The sequence below is a fragment of the Nocardia sp. NBC_00511 genome (assembly GCF_045161165.1).
Classification (GTDB): domain Bacteria; phylum Actinomycetota; class Actinomycetes; order Mycobacteriales; family Mycobacteriaceae; genus Nocardia.
In genome coordinates, this window is sequence record NZ_CP107849.1 from 8,577,570 (window position 1) to 8,598,042 (window position 20,473).

Annotated in this window: 16 protein-coding genes; 8 read left to right on the plus strand and 8 right to left on the minus strand. The window is 68.6% G+C overall.

What is annotated here, in order from left to right; all coding sequences use genetic code 11:
• The first annotated feature begins 38 nt into the window (after positions 1-38).
• Entirely contained in the window at positions 39-377 is a 339-nt protein-coding gene (locus OG300_RS39755) for a winged helix-turn-helix transcriptional regulator (RefSeq protein ID WP_405490209.1), read from the plus strand.
• A 24-nt stretch (positions 378-401) separates the two neighbouring features.
• On the opposite strand, the gene OG300_RS39760 is transcribed toward OG300_RS39755, so the two are convergent.
• From OG300_RS39760 to OG300_RS39770, 3 genes are all read right to left on the minus strand, one after another.
• Positions 402-575, minus strand: a complete 174-nt coding sequence (locus OG300_RS39760; protein WP_405490211.1) for a hypothetical protein — start codon at positions 573-575, stop codon at positions 402-404.
• A 38-nt stretch (positions 576-613) separates the two neighbouring features.
• The gene (locus tag OG300_RS39765; RefSeq protein WP_405490213.1) at positions 614-1,855 is read right to left on the minus strand and encodes a glycosyltransferase 87 family protein; all 1,242 of its coding nucleotides are present in this window, start codon (positions 1,853-1,855) and stop codon (positions 614-616) included.
• A 156-nt stretch (positions 1,856-2,011) separates the two neighbouring features.
• The gene (locus OG300_RS39770; RefSeq protein ID WP_405490215.1) at positions 2,012-4,267 is read right to left on the minus strand and encodes a hypothetical protein; all 2,256 of its coding nucleotides are present in this window, start codon (positions 4,265-4,267) and stop codon (positions 2,012-2,014) included.
• A 187-nt stretch (positions 4,268-4,454) separates the two neighbouring features.
• Between OG300_RS39770 and OG300_RS39775 the strand changes: the two genes are divergently transcribed.
• Positions 4,455-4,925, plus strand: a complete 471-nt coding sequence (locus tag OG300_RS39775) for a MarR family winged helix-turn-helix transcriptional regulator (protein WP_405498844.1) — start codon at positions 4,455-4,457, stop codon at positions 4,923-4,925.
• Between the two features lie 3 nt (positions 4,926-4,928).
• Here OG300_RS39775 and OG300_RS39780 read toward each other — a convergent pair whose 3' ends face one another.
• Positions 4,929-5,789 (minus strand): LysR family transcriptional regulator, encoded by an 861-nt coding sequence (locus OG300_RS39780; RefSeq protein WP_405490217.1) that lies wholly within the window; start codon positions 5,787-5,789, stop codon positions 4,929-4,931.
• Between the two features lie 82 nt (positions 5,790-5,871).
• Here OG300_RS39780 and OG300_RS39785 point away from each other — a divergent pair, with 82 nt between their 5' ends.
• A complete protein-coding gene (locus tag OG300_RS39785) occupies positions 5,872-6,918 on the plus strand; it encodes a bile acid:sodium symporter family protein (protein WP_405490219.1) in 1,047 nt (348 codons plus the stop codon).
• Here OG300_RS39785 and OG300_RS39790 read toward each other — a convergent pair.
• The 3 genes from OG300_RS39790 to OG300_RS39800 all read right to left on the minus strand — a co-directional run bounded on the left by OG300_RS39790 (position 6,834) and on the right by OG300_RS39800 (position 10,689).
• Positions 6,834-7,574, minus strand: coding sequence for a TetR/AcrR family transcriptional regulator (locus tag OG300_RS39790; RefSeq protein WP_405490221.1), 741 nt, complete (start codon positions 7,572-7,574; stop codon positions 6,834-6,836). The genes OG300_RS39785 and OG300_RS39790 overlap by 85 nt on opposite strands.
• Positions 7,575-7,583: 9 nt before the next feature.
• Positions 7,584-9,095, minus strand: a complete 1,512-nt coding sequence (locus OG300_RS39795; RefSeq protein ID WP_405490223.1) for a cytochrome P450 — start codon at positions 9,093-9,095, stop codon at positions 7,584-7,586.
• 157 nt (positions 9,096-9,252) lie between these two features.
• A complete protein-coding gene (locus OG300_RS39800) occupies positions 9,253-10,689 on the minus strand; it encodes a nucleobase:cation symporter-2 family protein (protein WP_405490225.1) in 1,437 nt (478 codons plus the stop codon).
• 403 nt (positions 10,690-11,092) lie between these two features.
• Between OG300_RS39800 and OG300_RS39805 the strand changes: the two genes are divergently transcribed.
• Genes OG300_RS39805 through xdhC form a run of 3 tightly spaced genes read left to right on the plus strand, consistent with a single transcriptional unit; the run spans position 11,093 to position 15,787 of the window.
• Positions 11,093-12,604 (plus strand): xanthine dehydrogenase small subunit, encoded by a 1,512-nt coding sequence (locus OG300_RS39805; RefSeq protein ID WP_405490227.1) that lies wholly within the window; start codon positions 11,093-11,095, stop codon positions 12,602-12,604.
• Positions 12,601-14,973 (plus strand): xanthine dehydrogenase molybdopterin binding subunit, encoded by a 2,373-nt coding sequence (xdhB, locus tag OG300_RS39810; RefSeq protein WP_405490229.1) that lies wholly within the window; start codon positions 12,601-12,603, stop codon positions 14,971-14,973. Before OG300_RS39805 ends, xdhB begins: the two co-directional genes overlap by 4 nt.
• Complete coding sequence (gene xdhC, locus OG300_RS39815) at positions 14,966-15,787, plus strand: xanthine dehydrogenase accessory protein XdhC (RefSeq protein ID WP_405490231.1); 822 nt, start codon at positions 14,966-14,968, stop codon at positions 15,785-15,787. Before xdhB ends, xdhC begins: the two co-directional genes overlap by 8 nt.
• Here xdhC and OG300_RS39820 read toward each other — a convergent pair.
• Positions 15,784-17,397, minus strand: a complete 1,614-nt coding sequence (locus tag OG300_RS39820) for an adenylate/guanylate cyclase domain-containing protein (RefSeq protein ID WP_405490233.1) — start codon at positions 17,395-17,397, stop codon at positions 15,784-15,786. The two genes, xdhC and OG300_RS39820, sit on opposite strands and share 4 nt — an antisense overlap.
• Positions 17,398-17,538: 141 nt before the next feature.
• Between OG300_RS39820 and OG300_RS39825 the strand changes: the two genes are divergently transcribed.
• Together OG300_RS39825 and OG300_RS39830 are read left to right on the plus strand one after the other, a co-directional pair.
• Positions 17,539-18,261 carry a hypothetical protein gene (locus OG300_RS39825; RefSeq protein WP_405490235.1) on the plus strand — a complete coding sequence of 241 codons (723 nt, stop codon included), beginning with the start codon at positions 17,539-17,541 and terminating at the stop codon, positions 18,259-18,261.
• 119 nt (positions 18,262-18,380) lie between these two features.
• Complete coding sequence (locus OG300_RS39830) at positions 18,381-20,426, plus strand: CocE/NonD family hydrolase (protein WP_405498845.1); 2,046 nt, start codon at positions 18,381-18,383, stop codon at positions 20,424-20,426.
• Positions 20,427-20,473 lie beyond the last annotated feature (47 nt).

The window sequence follows — 20,473 nt, forward strand, 5'->3', positions numbered from 1 at the left end:
TTACAAGAACGCACTTTTCGGTAAGTACCGGAGGCGACATGTCCGCGAAGCGCTACCACTGCCCGGTCGAGGTGACCGTCGATCTGATCGGCGGCAAATGGAAACCGGTGATCCTGGCCCACCTCAAGGAGGGCGTGCACCGCTACGGCGAACTGCGCCGGCTGATGCCCGACACCAGCGAGAAGATGCTGGTCCAGCAGCTGCGCGAACTGGAATCCGACGGGCTGGTGCGGCGCACGGTGTTCGACACGGTCCCGCCGCGGGTGGACTACCAGCTCAGCGACGAGGGGCTCACCCTGATCCCGGTGCTGACCGCGCTCTACGACTGGGGCGAGAAATACAGTGCCCGAACGGGTCTCGTCGTCACGGCGCTCTGACCGGCGACGACGAGACCCGGACTCTCACGCGGCCTGCGGGGTGGCGTGACCGCCGCTGTCGGGACGGTCGGCATCCACCATGGCCTGGTGGATCGCACACCGGAACTTCGGACCCGGCTTGATGAACGCGGGGTCCAGCCGCTGCGCGAACGTGAGGTTCTCACGCCGCCAGCAATCCATGCATACCGGTGCCTTCATGGCGCCCTCCTCGGTGATCGCTCGCGAAAGGTCTGCCCTCAGGGGGTTCCCTCTGCGGCCGCCGAATGCGATGTAGGTCCGGAGAATCTTCCATAACAGATCAGGCAGCCTGTGATGATCACGTACACCAGCAGGTAGCAGTTCAGCAGGATCGGCGAGATCGGCCAGGACGGCGGGAACAGGAACCAGCCGACCACGACCCAGTGCGGGTTCCAGTGATACGCCCAGGCCCCGGTCGCGATGTAGAGCAGCCCGGCGGCGCCCCACCAGCGCGGGCTGGTGCGGGCGCGATGGATCAGGTACACGAACAGCGGCAGCAGCCACACCCAGTGGTGATTCCACGAGAACGGGGACACCGCGCACGAGGTCAGGCCGGTGTAGGCGACGCTGAGCAGGCGTTCGCCGCGGCGCTCGAGCTCGGCGGCCACCAGCAGGCCGAGGATCGCGACCGGCGCGGCGATCAGCAGCCACAGCCACTGCGGCACCTGATGACCGGAGAAGTGGGCGATCGCGCCGCGAATCGACTGGTTGGCGGGCTGGGTGTCGGGGGCGATGCGATCGGACTGGAAGAACGTCGAGGTCCAGTACTGCCGTGAGTCCGAACGCAATACGAGTCCGGCGACCACGATGGTCGACAGGAAGGTGGCCACCGCGACCAGCGCCGAACGCCATTGGCGCAGTACCGCGAATTGCAGCACGAAGAACAGCGGCACCAGTTTGATGCCCGCCGCCACGCCCACGCCGAAGCCGCGCAATCGGCTGCGGTCGGCGCGTGAGAAGTCCCAGAGGATCAACGCCATCAGGATCAAGTTGATCTGCCCGTAGTACAGCGTGGTGCGGATCGGTTCCAGGAATACCGCGGCCCCCGCGACCAGTGCGCTGACGCCCGCGAGCCGTGCGGTGAACCGGTATCCGAGGATGCGCCAGCACAGCAGCACGCAGCCGTAGAGCACGCAAACGTTCAGTACCAGCCAGCAATTGGTGACCGCGCCCCACGGGACCGCCACGATGGGCAGGAACATCAGGGTGGAGAACGGCGTGTAGGTGTAGGACAGGCCGCGGTGGGTGGGCTCGGTGTAGAGCGGGTGGCCGTGCACGATCTTCCACGCGCCGTCGCGGTAGACGTGCACGTCGAAGCCGCCCGCCAGGATGCCGACCTGGTCGAGCCACGGGTCGACGGTGGCGAAGACGAGCGTGATCGACAGCGCCGCCCACACAGCGAGCACGATGAGGGTGCGCCCGTTCCAGATCGGATCGCTCCGATCGCGTGAATCGCCCACTGTCACATGGTTACTCGTTCGCACACCGGTCAACAGTCAAGCCACCTCGGAAGTCGGATCCTGGTCCCGCAAACTGAGTTGTGCTGAACCCGAGAGGCTTCAGCTCGAAAGCTTCGCACCGTCCGACCCCGAACCGGACTGTCGGTACCCTACCGCTCAGACCGGGGCCGTTCGCAATTGCTCGACCTGGTGGGCGAGTTCGTCATCGAGGAATTCCGTCCCGGTGATAGCGATTCGCTCCCACTCGCGTCGGTACCCGAACTGCAGAATTCCCAAACCGATCAGACCCGCCAGCGCGGCCCCGATCCCGATCTTCCAGCCGGGCGGACGCCACGCCACCACCAGGTCCCCGCCCTGCGTGCCGGGCGGAACATCCACGGCGACAAAGATATCGGCGACGGTGTGGAAGCCGATGTCGTGGCCGTCGAGGGTGACCCGGTAGCCGGGCCAGGCAAGGCGGGCGAACACCAGACTGCCTCCGGTGGCGGAACTCACGCGCAGATGGCTGGTGACGCTGTCGCGTCCGATCTGGGTGAATTGCACGTCTTGCGCGGCGGCGGGGCCGGGATGCTCCGAGATCGGGCCGCCTTCGCGTTCGAGGACCTCGATATAGCGTTCGTGACCGGGATAGTCGACCCATCGCCACCCCGGCGGTGCGGGACTGCTGTCGGCGTCCGGGTACTGGGCGCGTTGCAGCACAACACGATCCACCTTCATCAGATCGACGATCGTGCGGCCCGTGGTGGATTCGGTCGAGAATGCCGTGCCGAACGCGGCCGGGCAGGTGCTGCCGTCCCAGCCCATGCACAGCAGCCTGCTGAACTCGCGGTAGCCGATCGGGGTGTAGGCGTTGACGTAGTTCAGGCCCATGTTCTTGGCGTAGTTGCCGAAGGCCAGCGAACCCCAAGCGCCCGTGCCGCTCTGCTCGTCCGGTGGCACCAGGGCGCGATCGGCCAGTTGCAGTGTCACACCGTCGAAGTGGGGGAATCGCGCGCGCATGTCCGAACGGCGCTCGGGGAAGTGGTAGGACAGCGGGGTCGCGCCCTGGGCGCGCACCTGGCCGTAGGCGATGGGGAACATCGACACGATGGCCAGCGCGCACGCCGCCGCCACGCCACGGGTTCCGGCCAGCCACACCAGGATCGCGGTGAGTGCCGCGACCACCGCGACGGCGAGTAGATGTCGCGACGCCAGATGCGGTGCGGCGCAGCACGACCGGACGAGCAGCAATCCCAGCAGCAGTGCGGCGGCCACCGACCTGTGCCGCCACCGCGTGAAAACGCCGTAGCGACTGAGCAATACGCACACCAGCACCAGCACGCCGACCGCGAACATCGGCAGCACCCGCGCGGGCCAGCGCAGCGGGCCGATCCGGCCGGGGCCCGCGGTCCACATCAGGAAGATCACGGTGAACAGGGCCGGGCCGATCAGATCCCGGCCGGAGCGGCGGACCGCGCCCCAGTCGATGAAGGCCAGCAGGGGCACGGCGAACCAGGCGATGTAGACCATGGGCAGCGGCTGCACATAGCCCCACCAGCCGGTGAACGCCGGAACTGTGCTGGGCAGACTGGCATTCAGCGATTCCGACCACGGCACGGTGAGGAAGTCGTCGCCGAGGATGCGCTCGTTGCCGCGCCAGGTCACCGGCGAGGACAGCATGCCCGGCAGGTAGGTCTCGAGCCCGGCGAGCCCGGCGCAGGCGGCCACCATCAGCAGGCGCGCGGCCGGTCGCCAGGCGCGGCGGGTGATCACCTCGCCGAGTGCCACCGCGCCGATCATCAGCGCGGATTCGACTGCGGGGAAGACGTATTGGACCGAAATCGCCAGGTAGAGGAAGACGAACACCGGGATCGGGCCGCCGCGCCGCTCGTCGCCGGGGCGCAGGTATCGCACGGCCGAGGCCCAGGCGTGCAGCATCCACGCGGTGCCGGTGAGCGAAGTGGCCCAACTGGATTCGTCGAAGAACAGGAACCAGCCCGAGAGCGGGAAGGCCACCGCGGCGACCGCCGCCCACGGTGCGCTCGCCCGGTAGGCCAGGGCGACGCGGTACACGCCGAGCGCGGCGATGATCGAGAAGATCAGCTTCACCACGGTGACGTAGAGCGCCAGGTTGTCGAAGGACGGGGCGATCAGGTCGACGAGCAGTTGCGGCGGGTTGTAGAGGCCCGCCTCCTCCATCGAATAGTTGCCCGACATCCATTCCCAGGGCACCAGCGCCGGAAAGCGGCCGTCGCGCAGATGCCGTCCGAGCATCACCCACATCGGGCCGTACTGGGCCTCGGTGTCGTCGGTATAGAAGTGGCGCGGGTTGGCCAGCAGCACCGACGCATACCCCGCGACCACGCCGATCGCCGTGACCAACCCCCACCGGCGCCCGGCCGAATTCAGCGCGAGCGCTGCACGAACTCCCACGCAGCGGGACCCTACATGAATGAAGCACTGTGCAACAGTTGCTATATGCCTGTGTTTCGCCGACACGGCGGCGGGCCTTCGATGTACAGCGGGCCCGGGCGGACGGCAGGATGTGGGGGAAACTCGAGAGCCGGGGTGACGGCACAGGGAGAGATCGGCGGAGGTGGTCTTGGTGAGCAAGGACGCGATGGTCGTGGAATCCGTCGACGAGATCGCCGACGGGCTGCTGGCCGCGTCCCGGGTGCTGGTGGCCCTGTCGACGCGGTCGATCTCCCTGGTCGACGAGTCGATCACGGTGCCGCAGTTCCGGACCCTGATGCTGCTGTCCACCCGCGGGCCGTCGAAGGTGGCGACGCTGGCCAACGCGCTGGCCGTGCAGCCCTCGACCGCGGCGCGCATGGTGGATCGGCTGGTGGCCGCGGAACTCGTGGACCGCAAACCCAATCCGGACTCCCGCCGCGAACTGATCATCGCGCTGACCGGACGCGGGCGCCGGATCGTGGCGGAGGTGATCGAGCATCGGCGCCGCGAGATCGCGGCCGTGGTGGAGCGGATGCCCGCCGCGGACCGGTCGGGGCTGGTGCGGGCGCTGACCGCGTTCAGCGCGGCCAGCGGCGAACCGCATCCGGAGCTCGATATCGAGAAGTACCAGCTCTGAACGCTATTCGCGGGTATTGCGGCCCAGCTGCCGGGCCGCGACGGTAATCGCCTCGGCCAGCGCCTGTTCCGGCGCGGCCGGGCGGCTGCGGCGATGCATGAGCACGAAATCCAGTTCACCGAGTTCGGGCAGGCGTGGATCGGCCAGGGCCACCAGGCCGTCGGGCAGCACGCTCTCGGCGTGCGCGACCACGCCCAGGCCCGCGAGCACGGCGGCGCGCAGGCCCAGCAGGCTGTCGCTGACACAGGTGACGCGGTGGGTGCGCCCCGCGTGCGACAGGGCCCGCAGGGCGAGCTGGCGGGTGAGGCTGGGCGCGGGGTAGGTGACGAACGGGATCGGATCCTCGAATTCCGTTGTGGCGGAACGTCCCGCCCAGACCAGGCGGTCGCGCCAGAGGAATTCACCGTGCCGTTCGCCCGGCAGGCGTTTGCCGAAGACCAGGTCGAGTTCGCCCGCGGACATGCGGGTCTTGAGGGTCTCACTGAGACCGACCGTCAGTTCCAGGTCGATGCCGGGGTGGGTGCGCTGGAAATCCACCAGGATGTCGGGCAGTTCGCGCGCCATCACATCGTCGGAGGCCCCGAGCCGGATGCGGCCGGTGAGGGTCGAACCGGAGAAGTAGGCCTGGGCCCGGGCCTGCGCGTCGAGGATGGTGCGGGCGAAGCCGATCATGGCCGCGCCGTCCGCGGTCAGGGCCAGATTGCGGGTGTCGCGGCGGAACAGTTCGCGCCCGGCGGCCTGTTCGAGGCGGGCGATGTGACCGCTGACGGTGGACTGCCGCAGGCCGAGCAGGCGGCCCGCGGCGGTGAAACCGCCCGCGCGCTCGACGGCGAGGAAGGTATTTAGCAGCTCGGGATCGAACATCCACTAATTATCGCGCTTGCCGATAGGAGATATCGAATCGAACGCCTATCGCGATCAATACTCGAGCTCATACCGTCGAGACGTGAAGCTCCTCGCCAAACTCCGCATCGATTCGTTCATGCTGGGCATCCTCGCCACGGTCGCCCTGGCCGCGCTGCTGCCCGCCCGGGGGACGGCCGCCGACGTACTCGGCTGGGCTACCAAGATCGCCATCGCGGTGCTGTTCCTGCTCTACGGCGCGCGCCTGGAACCCAAGGAGGCGGTCGCGGGACTGCGGCACTGGCGACTGCACGCCACCGTGCTGAGCGCCACCTTCGTGCTGTTCCCATTGCTGGGCTTGGGATTACGGTTCCTGGTGCCCTCGGTGCTGACGCCCGAGCTGTACACCGGGGTGCTGTTCCTGTGTCTGGTGCCCTCGACGGTGCAGTCCTCGATCGCCTTCACCGCGATGGCGCGCGGCAATGTGGCGGGCGCGGTGGTCAGCGCCTCACTGTCGAACCTGGTCGGCGTGTTCGCGACACCGCTGCTGGTGATGGCGTTCATGAACACCACGGCGGGAGTGCATGTTTCGCCGTCGGCGCTGCTGGCGATCGTGGTCCAGCTGCTGCTGCCGTTCCTGGCCGGGCAGCTGCTGCGACCGCGGCTGGGCTGGCTGCTCGCGCATCCGGGCGCGACCAAGACGGTGGATCGCGGGTCGGTGTACCTGGTCGTCTACTCGGCGTTCAGCGCCGGTGTGACGGAGGGGATCTGGCACGGACTCTCGGCCCGGGTGCTGCTGTCCACCGTGCTGGTGTGCGCGGGGCTGCTGGCGATCGTGTTGACCGCCACCACCTTCGGGAGCCGGTTGTTCGGGTTCTCGCGGGCGGATCGCATCGTGGTCACCTTCTGCGGATCGAAGAAGAGCCTCGCCACCGGGCTGCCCATGGCCTCGGTGCTGTTCGCCGGGCATCCGGTGGGGTTGATCGTGTTGCCGCTCATGCTGTTCCATCAGATCCAGCTGTTCACCTGCGCGGCGCTGGCACAGCATTACGCCCGCGCCGACGATCAGGATTCGGCGGTGCGATCGGACGCGGTGGCCAGCAGCTCACCCAGCAGTACCCCGACGGTGGCGGTGCGGTCGAAGGTGTAGCCGAGGTCGCGGGCGTGGCCGTCGAGCAGGAACCAGGTCGACGAGGTCAGCAGTCGCGCGATGGTGTCCTGATCGGGGCGTGACGACCTGGAGAGGTGCTGGGCCACAACGCCTTCCACCAGTCCGACCAGGCCGTGCACCAGCGGGTGGAAGGGTTCGGCGTCGATGCCCAGGATGGTGGTGACGGTGGTGAATCGTTCCCAGAGGGTGTCGGCGATGCGCTCGCGGAAGGTGCACAGCGAGTCGGCCGACTGCCCGGGCAGCGGTCCGAGCTGGCCGAAGCGGTAGAGGTTGGTGTGCTCGGTGGTCCAGCGGACCACCGTCGACATCACCTCGAAGATGATCTCCTCGGCGGTCCTGCCCGGATCGAGCACCAGCACCGACTCGAATTCGGCGAGGTAGTGCTCGAAGACGAATTCGCGGGCGTGATTGTCGAGATCCTCGCGATGGTCGAACTGGCGGTAGATGACCGAGCGGGCCAGCCCGGCCCGCTCGGCGATCTGCTGGGTGGAGATGTCCGCGGTGGGTCCGAGCTCCTCGACCAGCGCGATGGCCGCCGCCAGGATGGCGGTGCGGCGCGCGGAATTGTGTTCGTGCCAGCGCTGACCGCCCGCGCGCCTGCGACGGTGCGGGCGCAGGTCCACGGGCGGTTTCACGAGGTCCGACTATACGGCCGCGTCGATGCGCCGGGGCTGCGGGAGGAAACGCGGCCGCATGGGCAGCGGGCCGTCCGGGCCGCCGGTGAAGGAGATCTGCCGACGTGGGCGCGGGGCGACGGCGTCGAATTCCAGGTGCTGGGCGAAGGTCGCGACCACCAGGGCGGCCTCCATACTCGCGAAACCCGAGGCGACGCACATGCGTTTGCCCGCGCCGAACGGGATGGCGGCGCGCTTCTGCTCGCGGGCCAGGTTCTCGGGCAGGAAGCGGCCGGGATCGAATTCGTCGGGGCGCTCCCACACCCGCTGGTGGTGGTGCAGGGCGTGCAGGATGACCGCGACCGTGGTCCCGGGCTTGATCGCGTAGCCGCCGAGGACGTCGTGATCCTTTGCGGTCCTTGCCAATCCGATCACCGGGGGCAGCAGGCGCATGGTCTCGGAGACCACGGCCTGGGTCCAGGGCAGCTGGTCGAGGTCGGCGGCGGTGGCCCCGCGGGTGCCGAGTACCGTGCGCACCTCCTCCCGCAACCGGGCCCGGGCCTCCGGATTCTCCGACAGCAGCTGCCAGACCCAGCTCAAAGCCGTTGCGGTGGTTTCCATTCCGGCGCCGATGAAGGTCATCAGCTCGTCGTGGATCTCCTGATCGGTGTAGCGGTAACCGGTTTCGGGATCCTCGGCGTCCATCAGCAGGGACAGCAGGTTGTCGCCGCGGTCGATGCGGCCGCTGCGATGATCGGCGATCAGCCCGTCCACCACCTGCTCGGCGTGGCGCAGATCGCGCATGGCGCGCGGTTCGATGAGCCAGCCCGCCCGGCGCATGATGCGCAGTGGGACACGGGAATTCGCGGGATCGGTGACGCCGCGTCGCTGCATCACCCAGGCCGAGATGTTGTGCAGCGGATGGCTGAGGTTGGTCATGAAGCCGCGGCCGAAGAAGCGCAGCAGGCGTTCGAGCACCACCTCGGACATGGGGCCGGTGATATCGGTGCCGAACATGGTGCGGGAGGTGACATCCAGGGTGAGGCGGTTCATCTCCGCGCCCACATCGACGATTTCGCCGGTGGCGCTGAGGGTTCGGATGCGCTCCACCGCGTCCTGCGCGGCGGCGACCATGACCGGGGCGAAGCCGTCCACATTGCGTTTGGCGAAGATCGGCTGCACCAGCCGCCGATTGCGTTGCCACTGTTCGTCGTTGAAGTCGGTGACCAGGCCGCGGCCGAACGCGACGGCGAGCATGTCGTACTCGGGGCTCTTGAGGTAGTTGTTCTGGTTGGTCACCAGGACCTGCCGCACCAGCTCCGGGCTGCGCACGATGACGAAGCGCGCTAGGGGAACTCGCGCCACCATCACATCGTCGTCGCCGGGCAGGGCGGAGGCGTAGTCGAGGACGGTGTGATCGCGGACCCGTGGCAGCACGCCGAGCGCCAGCCGCCAGGACTGCCACCAGGTGACCGGGGTGCGATGCCATCGAATCGCGGCGGGGGCCCACCTGGGGGGATGCAGTGCGGAGTTTTCAGCCATGTGATGGCTCCCTTGCCGGATGACCGAGTGGGACGTGCTGTCCCACTAAAAGTAGTGAGACACCGTGACTCGGTCAATGGTTCGCGGCCGGAAAAACGCAACCGCCGCCGACCCCGGCAGGTCGACGGCGGTTGCTCGCGCACGGATGCGCGATCCATCACGAGACTTGCGGGGTCTCCTGAGGTTCGACGCTCGGGCGCTCGGGTTCCGGAGTCTGCTCCGGTACCTGCGGCTTACCCGAACCCCAATGGTTGAACACCAGATTCAGTACGAACACCACGACCACCGCGGACGTGATCGGGCTGCCCGCGATCATCTGGAAGTCCGTGGGGAACTGCTTGTAGATCGTCGGCGCGACCGCGGGCAGCAGCGCCACCGACAGCGTCACGGCGATGATCAGCATGTTGTTCGTCCCCTCGAACTGAACCTTGTGCAGCACCCGCAGCCCGACGGCGGTGACCATGGCGAACATGACCGTGGCCGCACCGCCGATCACCGGGCCGGGCAGGGCCGCGACCACCGCGCCGACCTTCGGAATCAGGCCCAGCGCCACCAGGAATCCGCCGCAGACCGCGACCACCCAGCGGCTGCGCACCCCCGTCAAGCCGACCAGGCCGACGTTCTCGGCGAATGCGGTGTCGGGGAAGGAGTTCATGAAACCGGCCAGCACCGCGGACAATCCGTCGGCGGCCAGGCCGCGCGCCAGATCGGGCGGTTCGAGCTGCTTGTCGACCATCTCCGCGACGGCGACCATATCGGCGGTCGACTCGGTGAAGGTCACCAGCATGACCACGCACATGGAGATGATCGCGCCGAGATGGAACTCGGGCGCGCCGAAGATGAACGGCTTCGAGACCGCGAACCAGCCCGCCGGACCCACGTGGGACATGTCGAGCAGGTGCATCGGCCAGGCCACCAGGGTGCCGACCGCGATGCTGATCAGCACGGCCAGCTGGCTGATCAGACCGCGGGTGAAACGGTGGATGAGGACGATCAGCAGCACCACCAGCCCGGCCAGCGCGATATGCGAAACCTGGCCGTAGTCGGGCGCTTCCGGATTGTCACCGGCGATCAGCCCGGCGTCCGCGCCGATCAGCGACAGGCCGATCACACAGATCACGCAGCCCGACACCAGCGGCGGGAAGAACCGCACCACCTTGGCGAAGAACCGCGCGATCACGAGTCCGAAAACGCCGGAGACGAGGATCGCGCCGTAGACGGTGGGCAGTCCGGCCTCGCCGCCGCCGAACTCCTGCGCGATCAGGATCATCGGCGAGACCACCGTGAAGGTGGCGCCTGCGACGATCGGTAGTCGGACTCCGAGCACGCGCCCGATGCCGACCGCCTGGATGATCGTGACGATGCCCGATACGAGGAGATCCGCGTTGACGAGCAGGCCGATGGTGTGGGCAGGCAGCTCGAGTGCGCCACCGACCAGTAGGGGGACGGCGACCGCGCCCGCGTACATGATCGCCAGGTGCTGCAGGCCGAGCAGCGCCAATCGTGGGGGCCTGGGGATTTCGTCGACCGGATGCCGGCCGGCGGCCGGAGTGGAATCGGGGCCGGGGGAGGGGCGCGAAAAGCGCATTTGCATGTGAAGCCTCCTGGAACAGGCGTGAATAACGGCTCTGAACGAACCGCACCACGTTCCGAATGATGGCGCAGCAATTACCGGCACCGCAGCCGATTGTTCGATTATCCAGGGTGTTCGGCGCGCCTCCTGGCATCCTTCGTATTTTCCTACAGAATGCCTTCGAGCCCGCCCCGGTCGGTTGACCGAAAGTATTGTGGCAGAGTACGTTCGGGCCCCCATGACCTGCGACGATGGAAGGAATCGAGACCGGATGTCGAATCCCTCCGACCTGCGACGCCGCGCCCATCGGACGATGTGGCTGCGCGGACGGGTCGCACACGGCTGCTGAGGCCCGGCTTTCTCGACGAGCCGAATTGCACGTCCTAGTGTGGATTGTGCACCCGATGTAGAAAGCAGCCTGGAAATGGCAATCGCGGCCCGAATTACGATCAACGGGAAGGCCACCCCGATTTCACCGGCAGCGCCGCACACGACGGCGCTGGATTTCCTGCGTGACCGCGGGCTCACCGGCGGCAAGGAGGGGTGCGCGGAAGGCGAGTGCGGTGCGTGCTCGATTCTGGTGGCCCGGCCCGGCCTGGACGGACCCGCGGGTGAACCCACCGAATGGGTGGCGATCAACGCCTGCCTGATCCCCGCCGCCGCCCTCGACGGGCAGGAGATCGTCACCTCGGAGGGCCTTGGCAGCCCGGCGAACCTGCACCCGGTGCAGCACGAGATGGCGGTCCGCGGTGGCTCCCAATGCGGCTACTGCACACCGGGTTTCGTGTGCAGCATGGCCGCCGAGTACTACCGGCCCGGCCGCTGCGCGGCGGGCGGCGATGATTATGGAGCCGCTGGTTCGAACGGCCTCGGCTCCGGCGCGGACGGTGACTCCGAGACAGAGCAGGGCGAGGTCGGGCCGAATGGGTTCGATCTGCATGCGCTGAGCGGGAATCTGTGTCGCTGTACGGGGTATCGGCCGATTCGGGACGCGGCGTTCGCGGTGGGTGCCCCCGCCGAGGACGACGTCCTGGCTCGGCGTCGCCATGTCGCGCCGCCCGCTGTGGTCGCCACCGAATATGTGCTGGACGGGCGTGGTTTCGTGCGGCCGGGGAGCTTGGACGAGGCTTTGCGGCTGCTGGCCGAGCGGCCGGACGCCACCGTGGTCGCGGGGAGCACCGACTGGGGTGTCGAGGTGAATATCCGTGGGCGGCGGGCGGATTGCGTGGTCGCGGTCGACCGGCTGCCGGAGTTGCGGGAGTTGCGGGTCGAGGCGGATCGGATCGAGATCGGGGCGGGGCTCTCGCTGACCGAGATCGAGCGGCGGTTGGCCGGACGGGTGCCGCTGCTGGGGGAATTGTTCCCGCAGTTCGCATCTCGGCTGATTCGCAACAGCGCGACGCTGGGCGGGAATCTGGGGACCGGGTCGCCGATCGGGGACGGTCCACCGGTGCTGCTGGCGCTCGGGGCCTCGGTGGTGCTGGCCGGGCCGGGCGGTGAGCGGGAGGTCGAGCTGCGCGAGTACTTCACCGGGTATCGGCGCTCGGTGCGGGAACCCGGGGAATTGATTCGCGCGGTGCGGATTCCGCTGCCGCTGGCACCGGTCACGGCGTTCCACAAGATCGCCAAGCGGCGGTTCGACGATATCTCCAGTGTGGCAATCGCTTTCGCGCTCGATATCGATGGTGGAGTGGTGCGGTCGGCGCGCATCGGACTGGGTGGCGTGGCGGCTACGCCGATTCGTGCCGCCGCGACCGAGGCGGCTCTGATCGGGCGGCCGTGGGACGAGGGCACGGTGGAGGTCGCGGCGGCGGTGCTGCGCGCGGAGGGGACACCCCTCGACGATCACCGGGCCAGTGCGGGTTATCGCGCCGCCATGCTCGGGCAGAGCCTGCGGAAGTTGTTCGTGCAGAACGGAATGGGGGTGGCGTCATGAGTCAGCTGTCGGAGCGGCCGGAGAGCGCCGTCGTCGGTGTCGCGCTACCGCACGAGAGTGCCGCCCTGCATGTCACCGGGGCCGCGCTGTACACCGATGATCTGGTGTATCGCAGCAAGGATGTGCTGCACGCCTATCCGGTGCAGGTGCCGCACGCGCATGCCCGGGTGACCGACCTGCGCATCGCGCCCGCGCTGGCGGTGCCCGGCGTGGTCCGGGTGCTGACGGCCGCCGATGTGCCCGGTGTCAACGATGCCGGGGTCAAGCACGATGAGCCGTTGTTCCCGGATGAGATCATGTTCCACGGCCACGCCGTGTGCTGGGTGCTGGGGGAGACCCTGGAATCCGCCCGGCTGGGTGCCGCCGCCGTCGAAGTGGACGTCGAGTCGCTGCCGTCGCTGATCACGGTGGGCGAGGCGATCGCCGCCGAGAGCTTCCAGGGCGCGCGGCCCGAAGTACGTTGCGGCGATCCGGAATCCGGCTTCGCGTCGGCCACGCACATCTTCACCGGTGCATTCGATTTCTCGGATCAAGAGCACTTCTACCTCGAAACCCATGCCGCGCTGGCACATATCGACGAGGCCGGGCAGGTGTTCGTGCAGTCCAGCACGCAGCATCCGTCCGAGACCCAGGAGATCGTGGCCCACGTGCTCGGGCTCCGGAACTCCGAGGTCACCGTGCAGTGCCTGCGCATGGGCGGCGGATTCGGCGGCAAGGAGATGCAGCCGCACGGGTTCGCGGCCCTGGCGGCGCTGGGGGCGACGCTCACCGGGCGGCCGGTTCGGGTGCGGCTCAACAGGACTCAGGATCTGACCATGTCCGGCAAGCGGCACGGATTCCATGCCGAATGGAAGGTCGGATTCGATGCCGACGGGCACCTGCTGGCCCTGGAGGCGACGCTGACCGCGGACGGCGGCTGGAGCCTGGATCTGTCCGAACCGGTGCTGGCCCGGGCGCTGTGTCACCTCGACAATGTGTACTGGGTTCCCAACGCGCGCTTCCTGGGTCGCATCGCCAAGACCAACAAGACCTCCAACACCGCGTTCCGCGGTTTCGGTGGCCCGCAGGGGATGCTGGTGATGGAGGACCTGCTGGGCCGGTGTGCGCCGCTACTGGGCCTCGACGCGAACGAACTGCGCCGCCGCAACTTCTACCGCGAGGGTCAGTCGACGCCCTACGGGCAGCTGGTGCGGCATCCCGAACGCATCACCGACACCTGGAACCAGGTGTGTGAGCGCGGTGAGATCGCCGCTCGCACAAGGGAAATCGCGGCCTTCAATGCCGCGCACCCGAACATGAAACGGGGCCTGGCGCTGACCGGGGTGAAGTTCGGCATCTCGTTCAACCTGACCGCCTTCAACCAGGCCGGTGCGCTGGTGCTGATCTACAAGGACGGCTCGGTGCTCATCAACCACGGTGGCACCGAGATGGGGCAGGGGCTGCACACCAAGATGTTGCAGGTGGCGGCCACCACGCTGGGTATCCCGCTGCACAAGGTGCGGCTGGCGCCGACCCGGACCGACAAGGTGCCCAATACCTCTGCGACAGCGGCCAGTTCGGGTGCGGACCTCAACGGCGCGGCGGTGAAGAACGCCTGTGAACAGTTGCGGGAGCGGCTGCTTCAGGTCGCAGCCACCCGGCTCGGAACCAATGCCGCCGATGTCCGCATCGCAGACGGGGTCGCGCGGGCGCTCGGACCGGGTGAGGCCGTCGTCGAATGGGACGATCTGGTGCGCACCGCCTATATGCAGCGAGTTCAGTTGTCGGCGGCCGGTTTCTACCGCACCGAGGGCCTGCACTGGGATGCCAAGACCATGACGGGCACCCCGTTCAAGTACTTCGCCTACGGCACCGCCGCGACCGAGGTCGAGGTGGACGGCTTCACTGGCGCATACCGGATTCGTCGCGTCGACATCGTGCACGACGTCGGTGACAGCCTGTCCCCGCTCATCGACATCGGCCAGATCGAGGGCGGTTTCGTACAGGGCGCGGGCTGGCTGACGCTCGAGGACATGCGCTGGGACACCAGCGACGGACCCGGCCGCGGTCGGTTGCTCACCCAGGCGGCCAGCACCTACAAGCTGCCCAGCTTCTCGGAGATGCCCGAGGTGTTCAATGTGACGCTGCTGCCGCACGCGCACGAGGACGGCGTGGTCTACGGCTCCAAGGCGGTCGGCGAACCGCCGCTCATGCTGGCGTTCTCGGTGCGCGAGGCGCTGCGGCAGGCGGCGGCGGCCTTCGGTCCGGCGGGGGTGAGCGTCGATCTGGGCGCGCCCGCCACCCCGGAGGCGGTGTACTGGGCGATCGAGGCCGCCCGTGCCGCGGCGAGCGAATCCCCCTCCAGGGCAAGCGTTTCCTCCGATGCGTGACCTGGGCTGGGTGACGGCGGTCGCGCGATTGCGCGCCCGCCGGGAACCCGGCGTGCTGGTCACCATCGCCACCGTGCGCGGGCACGCGCCCCGGCGGGCGGGCGCGAAAATGGTTGTCGGCGTGCGTGAGACGTGGGGATCGGTCGGCGGCGGCAATGTCGAGGCGGTGGCCGTCGACCGGGCGCGCGAGCTGATCGCGCATCCGGCGGCCGAGCCGGAGCTGATGGATTTCGCGCTCACCGACAAGGTGGTGGGCGCGCACGGGGTGCAGTGCTGCGGCGGCACGGTCACCGTGCTGCTGGAACCGCTGCCGGTGCGCCCGGCGGTGGCGATCTTCGGAATCGGTCACGTGGGCCTGGAACTGGCCCGCATCCTGGCCCGCCACGACCTGGACCTGCACCTGATCGATTCGCGCGGTGACGTGCTCGCCGATGAACGGCTCGCGGTGCTGGACGACGCCCTGGCCCAGGTGCACGTGCACCACACGCCGCTGCTGCCCGAGCAGGTCCTCGAACAACTGCCGCCGGGCACCCACGTGCTGATCATGACCCACGATCACGCCGAGGACATCGCGCTCTGCGACGCCGTGCTGCGGTCGAGCACGCTCGGCACCATCGGGCTGATCGGGTCGCCCGCCAAGTGGTCGCGGTTCACCAAGCGGCTCACCACCGAATTCGGTCACACCCCCGCCGCTCTGGCCCGGATCAAGACACCGATCGGGCTGCCGGACATCACCGGCAAGGAGCCCGCCGTCATCGCCGTCAGCGTCGCCGCCGATCTGCTGCTCGCCATCGAGAAGCACGCCACCGGTTAGGGTTTCGGCGTTCCGTCACCGGCCGACGCGACCCCGGCGTGCTCGCGCACGCGGGGGCGGGCCAGCCGGGTTTCGCGGACCCGGCCGCGCAGGGTCACCGATTCGCCGGTCTCCCAGTGGGTTCGCTCGGCGGGGTCGGCCTCCTCGACCGTGGTCGCCGAGGCCAGCACCCGGTGCGGATCGGCCTTGGCCAGCTCGCACAGGCGGGCCGCCTCGTTGACGGCGTCGCCGATGACGGTGAACTCGTAGCGGCTGCGCGCGCCGACGTTGCCGGCCACCACCCGGCCCGCCGCGACCCCGATGGCGGCGTCGAATTCGATGGTGGCCCCGGCCAATCGGCGGCGGATGCCGCGCGCGGCGGTCAGTGCCGCACCGGCGGCGTCGGAATGCGGTGCGGGCGTGCCGAACACGGCCAGCGCGGCATCGCCCTCGAACTTGTTGAGCAGGCCGCCGCAGCGCTCCACCTCGTCCACCACGATGGCGAAGAAGTCGTTGAGGATGGCGACGATCTCGGGGGCCGGGCGGGTGGCGGTCAGCGTGGTGGAGCCGATGATGTCGACGAACAGTGCGGCGGCCTCGGTCTCGGTGCCGCCGAGTTCCGGATTCCCGGCCAGCGCCACCGCCGCCACCTCGTGGCCGACGTGACGGCCGAACAGGTCGCGGACCCGTTCGCGCTCGCGCAGTCCGGCCATCATGTGGTTGAAACCGCTTTGCAGCTCACCCAATTCGGTGCCGTCGTAGAGGCTGACCCCCGCTTGCAGATCGCCGTCCTCGACCCGGCGCAGGGCGGCGCGCACGCCGCGGATCGGGGCCACCGTGGCCGAGAGCGTGAGGGTCATCAGTAGCAGGCCGAACACCAGGGTCGCGCCACCGAGCGCGAGCACACAGACCGCCAGCCGCTCCAGGCTCATGTCCACTCCGGCCAGCGCCAGCACCGCCACCGACATGAGCAGCGCCACCGGCGTCGCCGAGCCGAGCAGCCACACCAGCACGGTCCGGCCGAACACGCCCAGGCCGCGCCGCCGCCGCGACGGCGCGGCCTCCAGCACCCGCGCGGTGACGAACCGCAGCGCGAACTCCGCGATCAGATAGCTGTTGGCGCACACCACCACCGCGCTGAAGCCGATGCCCAGCACGAACTTGGGCACGAACGCCGGATCGACCATCCCGTAGAGCGGGGTCAGCACGGCCAGGCCGACGAGCCACAGCAGCGCCTGGGAGAGCACCAGCCGCCGCGGCACCGCGGTCGCGGCGATCTGCTCGGCCTCGGTGGGGATCCGGTCGGGGCTCATCGACCAGCGCAGCGTGCGCAGACCCCACGCGGTGCCCCACCACAGTCCGGCGGTGAGCGCCGTGCCCGCGTAGACCGGCATCGCGATGAAATTCAGCAGCACCAGCTCACCGGTGAGCAGGGACGGGCCGGGCAGCACGAACACGATCAGCACGATCGCCACCGCGATGCCGGTCAGATTGGCCAGCATCAGCGGCACGGTCAGCAGGGTCTGCACCCGCACCCGTCGTATCCAGGCCCGTTCGTCGGCCGGGCCCAGCAGTCGTGAACCCCAGGGCGTGGGTCCGAGCGCGGTGGTCGGGACGTCCTCGTCGGCCATACGTGCAGCGTAGGTCGGGTCACCCGGTGGCGGTGCAGCCGACCTGGATCTGGGACGATTCACAGTCCGCACGCAGCCTTGGACGGGTGCTCATCACCCCGGACATAATGCGGCATGGGAATTTTCAGACCCAGGTGCCCGGTGGGAGAACTGGAGCGCCTGTGGGTCGAGGAGATGCTGAGCTGGTGCACAGCACAATTCGGTCCCAGAACCCTGCGCGCCCCGGTCGTCCTGCCCACGCCCGACTACTTCCCCGACTCCTACACCGGCACCGAAGCCGAGATCCTCGCCCTGGTGCACCGCGTCAGCGGATACATGGGCGTGGACCGCGATCGCATTCTGGTGGAGGTGCATTCCAGCGGTGACGACCTGCCGGATGTGCCCTTCCTGGAGGGCACGACGCACGGCGAGGCCGGGCACTACCGGCTCGAGCACGGGCGCGCGGTGGTCTCGCTCGATATGGCCCGGATGCGCTCGCCGATCACGTTGGTGGCCACCGTCGCTCACGAACTCGCGCACGAACGGCTGCTGGGCGAGCGGCGGATCGCCCCCGATCGCGCGGACGGGGAGCAGCTCACCGATCTGGTGACGGTGTTCCTGGGGCTGGGCGTCTTCAACGCCAATGCGGCCTTCCAGTTCTCGCAGAATCATCGCGGCTGGCGTTCGCAGCGGCTCGGGTATCTGTCGCAGCCGCTGTTCGGCTACACCCTCGCCTGCTGGACCGTGCTGCGCGGGGACCCGAAACCGTTGTGGGCCAAGCATCTCGACACCAATCCGCGGGTCTACATGAAGCAGGGCCTGCGGTATCTGCGGGCCAATCCCGAGGCGCTGCCGGATCGTCCGATCGCGGTACGGGAGCACTGACGGCCGCGAGCAGCGCATACGAACTTTCTACGCCCCGGGCATTTACATAGCGATCAGTCGCTCGCTAACATCCTGGACAGTTCACTGTCTGGGAGGGTTTCGATGCTGGGATGGTTCAAATGATCGGACGCCGCCGAGCGATCCTCGTCCGAGGGGCGGTGCTCTCCGGCGCGCTGCTGATGCTCACCACCTTCCTCGCGCCGTCGGTGACGGCCGAATCCGCACCCGCCGGCGGGGCCGACGCGGCAGCCTGGACCGCCGCCGTCGACGGACCACCGGAGTATCCGAACGTCTACATCGACTGGGACGTCCCGATCACGATGAGCGATGGAACGGTGTTGCGGGGCAACGTGTATCACCCCGCCGACGCCGCGGGACACCCTATCGACACCCCCACGCCGACGGTCGTCAACCTGACGCCCTACACCAAACTCGGGTCGACGCTGGCCAGTACGGCACTCGACATCCCCGGCCTCTCGGACGCGATCCTGCGGCTGGCCGGAGCGATCGACCTGACCGGGACACCGCTGTCCGGCGTCACCGACACGACGCGCGCGCTCGCCAACGGCTGGGCGCGCAATTTCGGCGCCGACGACAAACTGGTGCGCAACGGCTACACCCAGGTGGTGGTGGACGTGCGCGGCACCGGCTTCTCCGACGGCGTCTGGGACGTCTTCCGCGACCGCGAGCAGCAGGACACCGTCGAGGTGATCGACTGGGCCGCACAGCAATCCTGGTCCACCGGGAAGATCGGCATGAACGGCATGTCGTACTCCGGGATCAACCAGTTGCAGGCCGCCGCCAAGAACCCGCCCGCGCTGAAGGCGATCTTCCCGATGGTGCCCAGCGAGGATCCGTTCCGCGACCTGGTCGCGCCGGGCGGCGCGCTGGGTGTCACCTTCATGCCGATCTGGCTGTCGGTGATCAACGGCAGCAAGCTGGTTCCGGATCTGACGGCCCTGGCGCGTGGGCAGTTCGACATGAAATGGCTGCTCGACCGCGTCCAGAATCCGATGGTCTTCTTCGATGTGCTGATCAACGCCCTGTTCGCCCCGAACGTCGACGAGCTGAGCCCGACGGTCAAGCAGGTGCTCGACGACGACTCGACCATGCGCGAGGCGTGGGCGGGACATTCCGAACGCAGCCGGGTGCCCACCTTCATCATCGGCGGCTGGCACGACGTGTTCGCGCGCTCACAGGTGGACTCCTACAACAAGATTCCGCTGCCGCCGGGGCAGAAGCAGCTGCTGATGTCGGACACCTACCACCTGAATCCGGGTTCGACCGCGGGCACGCCGGGCGCGCCGCCGCGCATCGACGTCCTGCAGCGGGCCTGGTTCGACAAGTGGCTCAAGGGAATCGACAACGGCATCGACCGGTTCGGGCCGGTCAACCTGCAGCAGCAGGGCGGCGGGTGGGTGACCACCACCGGCGTCCCGGAGCCCGGGGCGGACTACCGGCGCATGTATCTCTCGGCGGCGGCTTCCGGTACCACCGCGACCAGCGTGCACGACGGTTCGCTCGCGCCCGACCCGGTTCCGGGCGAGGATCAGCTCACCGTCGCACCGGGGCTGGCGACGATCTGCTCGACCGATTCGGGGCAGGAGTCGGCCGGTGTGCTGTCGATCATCGACGGGTGCGCCAAGGACGCCCGGATCGAGGAGTCCAGCGGCCTGACCTTCACCAGCAACCCGGTCGCCGCGCCGACGACTGTCTCCGGACCGATCAACGTCCACCTGGAAACCGCCTACGACACCACCGACGGCTTCTGGGCCGCGACCGTGAACGACGTTGCGCCGGACGGGCAATCGCGGGTGCTGGCCACCGGGCAGCTGACCGCCTCACTGCGGGCGATCGACGAATCCGGCAGCACCCGTAGCGCGAATGGCGACTACATCGTGGCCCGGCCCTATCTATCGCTGAGCCAGCGGCAACCGACCGTGCCGGGGGTGCGCACCCCGATCGACATCGAGGTCAATGCCACCGACGCGGTATTGCAGCCCGGGCATCGGCTGCGGGTCGACGTCTACGCGAGCAACCTGCTCAAGGCGTTGCCGATCGGACCGTCGCTGGTCGCCTCGCAGCTGGCGCCGCAGCACCTGCAGTTGAGTTCGGACGCGCCGAGCTACGTCAACCTGCCTGTGGTCGGCGACCCCGGCTGGTGACCGACCGGGCGTCGCGCCGCCGCCACCGTGGCCCGCGCGACGCCCGG